The organism is Methylophaga sp. UBA4204 (assembly GCF_002379485.1).
In the GTDB taxonomy this organism is placed as follows: Bacteria; Pseudomonadota; Gammaproteobacteria; order Nitrosococcales; family Methylophagaceae; genus Methylophaga.
Genome location: NZ_DFTU01000108.1, coordinates 24,884 through 31,007 on the forward strand (window position 1 = coordinate 24,884; position 6,124 = coordinate 31,007).

Annotated in this window: 7 protein-coding genes and 1 pseudogene; 7 read left to right on the plus strand and 1 reads right to left on the minus strand. The window is 44.9% G+C overall.

The window, feature by feature from the left end; translation table 11 throughout:
• The first annotated feature begins 28 nt into the window (after positions 1–28).
• The 7 genes from ispB (at position 29) to B3182_RS15755 (ending at position 5,725) form a co-directional block, all read left to right on the plus strand.
• Positions 29–997 carry an octaprenyl diphosphate synthase gene (gene ispB / locus B3182_RS15725; protein WP_292354599.1) on the plus strand — a complete coding sequence of 323 codons (969 nt, stop codon included), beginning with the start codon at positions 29–31 and terminating at the stop codon, positions 995–997.
• A gap of 62 nt (positions 998–1,059) precedes the next feature.
• On the plus strand, positions 1,060–1,362 hold the full coding sequence (locus tag B3182_RS15730) for a (2Fe-2S) ferredoxin domain-containing protein (RefSeq protein ID WP_292354597.1): 303 nt from the start codon (positions 1,060–1,062) through the stop codon (positions 1,360–1,362).
• Positions 1,359–2,216, plus strand: coding sequence for a presqualene diphosphate synthase HpnD (gene hpnD, locus B3182_RS15735; protein ID WP_292354595.1), 858 nt, complete (start codon positions 1,359–1,361; stop codon positions 2,214–2,216). The genes B3182_RS15730 and hpnD overlap by 4 nt, the downstream gene beginning before the upstream one ends.
• 1 nt (position 2,217) lies before the next feature.
• Positions 2,218–3,501, plus strand: coding sequence for a hydroxysqualene dehydroxylase HpnE (hpnE, locus tag B3182_RS15740; protein ID WP_292354593.1), 1,284 nt, complete (start codon positions 2,218–2,220; stop codon positions 3,499–3,501).
• A 72-nt stretch (positions 3,502–3,573) separates the two neighbouring features.
• Positions 3,574–3,939 (plus strand): hypothetical protein, encoded by a 366-nt coding sequence (locus B3182_RS15745; protein ID WP_292354591.1) that lies wholly within the window; start codon positions 3,574–3,576, stop codon positions 3,937–3,939.
• An 8-nt stretch (positions 3,940–3,947) separates the two neighbouring features.
• Positions 3,948–4,709, plus strand: a complete 762-nt coding sequence (locus tag B3182_RS15750; protein ID WP_292354589.1) for an SDR family NAD(P)-dependent oxidoreductase — start codon at positions 3,948–3,950, stop codon at positions 4,707–4,709.
• 89 nt (positions 4,710–4,798) lie between these two features.
• Positions 4,799–5,725: a GGDEF domain-containing protein gene (locus B3182_RS15755; RefSeq protein WP_292354587.1), complete on the plus strand. Its 927-nt coding sequence runs from the start codon at positions 4,799–4,801 to the stop codon at positions 5,723–5,725.
• Here the strand turns inward: B3182_RS15755 and B3182_RS15760 are convergent.
• Positions 5,722–6,124: pseudogene (locus tag B3182_RS15760) on the minus strand (23S rRNA pseudouridylate synthase B); the annotation flags it as partial. The gene B3182_RS15755 and the pseudogene B3182_RS15760 overlap by 4 nt on opposite strands.

Consider the following 6,124-nt stretch of genomic DNA (forward strand, 5'->3'; position numbering starts at 1 on the left):
TCATCTAGAACAGGCAGACAAACGCCCCGTGGATATACAATCCATTTACGCACTCATCCAGCAGGATATGGATTCAGTTGACGCCATGATACAACATCGGCTGCAATCTGAGGTTGTATTAATTAATCAGCTTGGACATTACATCATCAATAGTGGCGGCAAACGCTTGCGCCCGGCTATTGCTTTGTTAAGTGCCCGTGCCTGCAATCATCAGGCAACTGCGCATATTAATCTTGCCACCATCATTGAATTTATTCACACCGCGACCCTGCTGCATGATGATGTGGTCGACAATTCAACGATGCGCCGCGGCCAGGAAACGGCCAACAGCGTATGGGGAAATGAAGCCAGTGTATTGGTGGGTGATTTTCTTTATACCCGCGCATTTGAAATGATGGTGGAACTGGATTCGATGCGCTTGATGCAGATCCTGTCACATACCACCAACGTGATTGCCGAGGGTGAAGTCTTACAGCTACTTAATGTGCATGATGCAGACACCACTGAAGAACGCTATCTGCAGGTCATTCATCATAAAACCGCCAAACTGTTTGAGGCGGCTGGTCAGTTAGGTGCGTTAATCAGTAATGCCTCTGCGGAAATCGAAACGGCATTAGCACAGTATGCGATGCACCTTGGTAGTGCCTTCCAATTGGTGGATGACTTACTCGATTACAGCGCTTCCAGTGAAACTATTGGCAAAAATATTGGTGATGATCTTGCTGAGGGCAAACCGACTTTACCGCTGATTTATGCCATGCAAAATGGCTCCAGGGAACAGTCCGCGGTCATTCGTGAAGCAATTGAACATGGCCAACGCGATAAAATCAATGACATTATTGACATTATCCACAGCACTGGCGCCATTGACTACACTGCCGCGGCAGCCCGCAAGGAAGTCGAGCAGGCCAAGGCCAATCTCAGTATCGTTCCAGATTCACAATACAAAGCGGCCTTAATCGGATTGGCTGATTTTGCTGTTTCCCGCCACTTTTAAATACGGCTATGAGTAGATATTCATTTTGTATATTGAACTTAGCTTGGTTAGGCTGAACGGGTATGGCTGAAATATATAAATATCATATGTTCATTTGCACTCATCAACGCGATGATGGCAGCGATTATTGTGAAGAACACGGCGCACAGTCACTGCGTGATTACGCCAAGCAACGGGTTAAAGAACTCAAACTGAAAAAAGTCCGGGTGAATAATTCAGGTTGCCTGAATCGCTGCAAATTAGGTCCGATCATGGTGATTTATCCGGAAGGTGTCTGGTATCAATATCATGATAAAGCGGATATCGATGAAATCATCGACACCCACCTGGTCAACGGCAAAATTGTTGAGCGGCTATTAAAATGACACCGCAACAATATTGCCGGGATAAAGCGGCGAAAAGTGGTTCAAGCTTCTATTATAGTTTCCTTTTTTTACCCACAAAAAAGCGCAATGCCATTATGGCTCTGTATGCTTTTTGTCGTGAAGTTGACGATGCGGTTGATGAGATAAGTGATCCGTTAGTTGCTGCACAAACTCTCGCCTGGTGGCGTCAGGAAGTAGCAAATACCTTTCTCGGACAAGCCACTCATCCCGTTGGAAAAGCCCTCGCTGAGACCCTGCAGGATTTTGATCTGCATGAAGAATATTTTCACGAAATCATTGATGGCATGGAAATGGACTTAACTGAACATCGTTATCCAGCCTATAAAAATCTGGCCTTATATTGTCATCGAGTTGCCAGTGTTGTGGGTTTACTTTCAGCACAGATATTTGGTTTTTCCGATCGAAGTACGCTGAAATTTGCTGAGAAACTGGGCCTGGCTTTTCAACTCACCAATATTATCCGTGATGTTCGTGAAGATGCTGAGCGCGGCCGTATTTATCTGCCTATGGAGGAAATGCAACAGTTTGGTGTCAGCGAACAAAGTATTCTAGATTTAGAACAAACCGAAGCGCTGACAAAGTTACTCGAATTTCAGACGCAGCGTGCCGAGCAGTTTTATCAGGAAGCGATGCAGCTACTGCCCCCGCAGGATCGGTATCATCAATGCACCGCACTGATTATGGCCGAAATTTATCGCACTACTTTGCAGGAAATTGCCATTGATAATTTCCAAGTAATGAAACAGCGAGTCTCACTTACCCCGATTCGCAAATTATGGCTGGCCTGGTGCACTTACCGACGTGAAAAAAAGCTCGCCAAAAGCCAGAATTAATATGCCCACCCTCATTATTGGTGGTGGATGGAGCGGACTTGCAGCGACTGTCCGTTTAGCCGAAGCTGGGCAGAAGCCCATTCTGTTCGAAGCAGCAAAACAACTTGGCGGGCGGGCCCGCACCGTCAAATGGCAAGATCTCGAAATAGATAATGGTCAGCATCTAATGATTGGTGCATACCAAAACATGCTCGATCTGCTTCAACGAGTCGGTATTGAAGAAAACAGCGTTTTTCAGCGTACAGCTTTGGATCTAAACATCCTTGATTCGAAGTACCTCCCATTACATTTATCTGCACATCGCCTTTTACCCTGGCAACTTGCTCTTTTACCTAGACTTTATTCCAGTCTCGGTTGGCAAGAATTACGGCTTTTTTTACGATTAGCACGTCAAATTAACGTTCCTTCTTTTACAAACAATATTACTGTAGAGCAGTGGTGCCGCCAGACAGGCCAATCGGCAAGACTTATCACACAGTTATGGGGCCCGTTATGTCTGGCGATTTTAAATACACCGATAGAACAGGCTTCAGCCAGTGTTTTTGCTGCAACTCTCAGGGATAGTCTTACCACAAAAAGAAAATCGGCTGATTTGTTGATCCCGAAAAAGCCGCTGGGTGATGTACTGCCTGAACCTTCGAGACGTTTCATAACCGAGCATGGCGGGGAAGTTAGGTTACAGAGTCGTATTGAAAAAATTATTATTGATGCAGGCAAAGTGGCTGGGGTTATTACCGGTAACAAAGAATATATTGCTGCAGATAATATTATTGTCGCCGTCTCCCCCGGTATTCTCTATAAACTTTTAGGTGAGCAGCTTAATCTTCCACCAGTTTCTGAATATCCAATAAGTACAGTCTATCTGCAGTATTCACCGCAATTCCGGCTAAAGGAACCAATTATCGGTTTGAGCAATACCTTACCCCAATGGGTCTTTGACAGGTCAGATCAGTCTCCGGGATTAATTGCCGTCGTTATCAGCGGCCCTGGAGAACATGAATCACTGACTAAACAGCAACTGACTGAACAAGTCGTTTTAGCATTAACAGAGCTTTTACCGGAATTACCGGCTAACTATCACACCGCACATGTTATTCGTGAAAAAAGAGCTACATTTTGTTGCGGAGTGGTTGAAAACAACCAAAGACCAAGCTGTAAAACAACCATTGGTGGCCTTTGGATCGCTGGTGATTACGCTGAAAATCCCTATCCAGCAACACTAGAGAGTGCTGTTATGAATGGCTATCGGGCCGCTGAAAAAATTTTAGCGGGAAAATTCTCCTAACAACATGTCGATATCCTTGCGATTGCTTGTTATACTTGAAGATTAGTTCATTAAACCTAAAGAGGGGATGTCATGTTAAATCGTATGCGTTTAATTTTTACCGGTCTTTTTCTGAGTCTGGCACTGATCGCCTGCAGTGATGAAAGCGATACTGCTGTTACCGATAGTAGCGAAACAGAGACATCATCTCCTGCAACTGTTGAATCTGCTCCTGAAGCAACAGAAGCAACCTCCGAAGGTAGCCAAGACGGTATCCAAGCTGGAATGACCAGAGACGAACTAATCTCAGCTTACGGTGAACCAGATATTGCTCAGGAAAGAATATTAGACCAAATGAATATGGAAACGCTTGAGTGGCATAACGATGACGCCACCATCATTGCACAATTGCTTGATGGTAAAGTTACCTACGGACGTATTGTTCCCAAATCTGAATAAAGACCTGTATGTTGTCACAAGCTGAGCAGTCCATACTCAGCGGTAAAGTAGTGCTTGTTACCGGTGCCCTTGGCGGCATCGGTAGCGAGGTCGCTTTGGCCTATGCAAGACATGGTGCGACGATTATTCTGCTAGACAAAAATATTGCTCAGTTAGAAAAATTGTACGATGTCATTGTGCAGGAAAGCGGCATTGAGCCCGCAATATTTCCAGTGGATTTTAAAGGTGCGACAGCGGATGACTACCAGCAACTTGCACAGACCATAAAAGCGACTTTTGGTCGACTAGATGGATTAGTGCATTGCGCAGCAGATGTAGGACAATTGGCTCCAATCGCCAATCAGGACATCAAACAATGGGCAGAAACACTTCAAGTTAATTTGACGGCCGCCTTTTTACTGACGCATGCCTGTCTTCCCTTGTTACAAACCACCGAACAGCAAAGTTTTATTATTTTCACTACTGACAGTCAGCATGATAAGGCCTATCGTGGTGCTTATGGATTGAGCAAAGCGGCTATTGAATGTTTTTGCCACCAGTTAGCCCTAGAAATGGAAGCTGCCGCGAAAGTCAGGGTGAATTGCATTGAACCTGGCCAAGTAAAAACTAAATTGCATGCACGGGTTTATCCAGCAGCAGATCCTCAACACCTCCCCGAACCAAGCGCGGTCATACCGGCATATCTCTATCTCGCCAGTGACCAAAGCGGCCATTTACATGGCCAATGTGTGAATGCGCAGATGGAATTGCCCGTCAAAGTTTTGGCGTAACTCTATAACACGTTGTATTTATTGATTAATTTAACCATGGCATATATTTAGCATGGTTATTGTAAATTATCTTATTTACGAGCGTGCTCATGATTCATTCATTGCCTTCAGACACTACAAATTTGCGTCGCCTGGAACAGAATACCGTTTCAGTTGTACAAGCGACTCCTGTTTCAGTGGAACGCGAAGATGCGTTGGCAAAACTCCCCTTAATTCTGCAAACTACACTGGATACCAGACAGCTCCTCAGATTGTTTGACGAGCAAATCAAACCATTACTCGCACACAGTGGTCTTCAGTTTACGCATCCAGATAATAAATTTGAGTTCAGATTGGGTGCCAAACGTCATCATAAATGTAACTATCAGCTTGAAATTGATCATGAATATCTTGGTCAATTGACTGTCAGTCGTGCATATCGCTTTTCCGATAGCGAAATCAATCTGGTAGAGGATTTATTGTGCAAACTTGTATACCCACTGAGAAACAGTCTGCAATACGCTCGGGCATTAGATGCTGCTTTAACGGATATGTTAACGCAGCTTCCTAACCGTCAGGCTTATAAAAACACCATTGAACGTGAAATAGATCTGGCTCATCGACTAAAACTGCCGCTATCGCTGATGGTGCTTGATATTGATTACTTCAAGAAAATTAATGACAGTTTTGGGCATCAGGTAGGTGATGATACGTTATGCCGGGTAGCGGATACCCTATTGTCCAGTTTACGTCGCAGTGATGCACTGTTTCGAATTGGTGGTGAAGAATTTGCGATTGTACTCAGCCATAGCAATCATGAAGCGGCTTTGCAGGCGGCAGAAAGATTACGCATGGCGATTAATGAGTTGAACCAGACCAATACCGAGCAGAAGTTTCCCATTTCAGTCAGCATTGGTCTGGCAGATTTGTGTGTCGGTGAATCAGCCGATAACTTGTTTCTTAAAGCAGATGAGGCGTTATATCAGGCAAAATTTGCTGGTCGCAATCAGGTCATATCTTCCCGCGAGATATTTTAACGGTCATTACGTCCACGAATCCGTGGGCCTCGTTTAGCCGGTTGATCATCAGCTTTTCTTGATCTGGGTGAAGCCTTTTTTGCCGGTTTATCTGGCCACTTGGATTTTGGCGTTTTTTCTACTTCCACATCCTTGACTGCCGCCACTTTTTCCACACTACCGCGTTTAGTTGTTTTTGTTTTTAAACCCGCTTCTTCATATAAATATTCCAATTCTTTGCCTTCCAGCATCATCCAGCGGCCAGGCTTTAGTTTATTTGGCATGATGACCGGACCGTAACGCAGACGAACCAAACGGCTTACCTGCACGCCTTGGCTTTCCCACAGTCGTCGGACTTCACGGTTACGTCCTTCCTGAATAACCACATGAAACCAGCTGTTTGCACCTTCACCACCACCT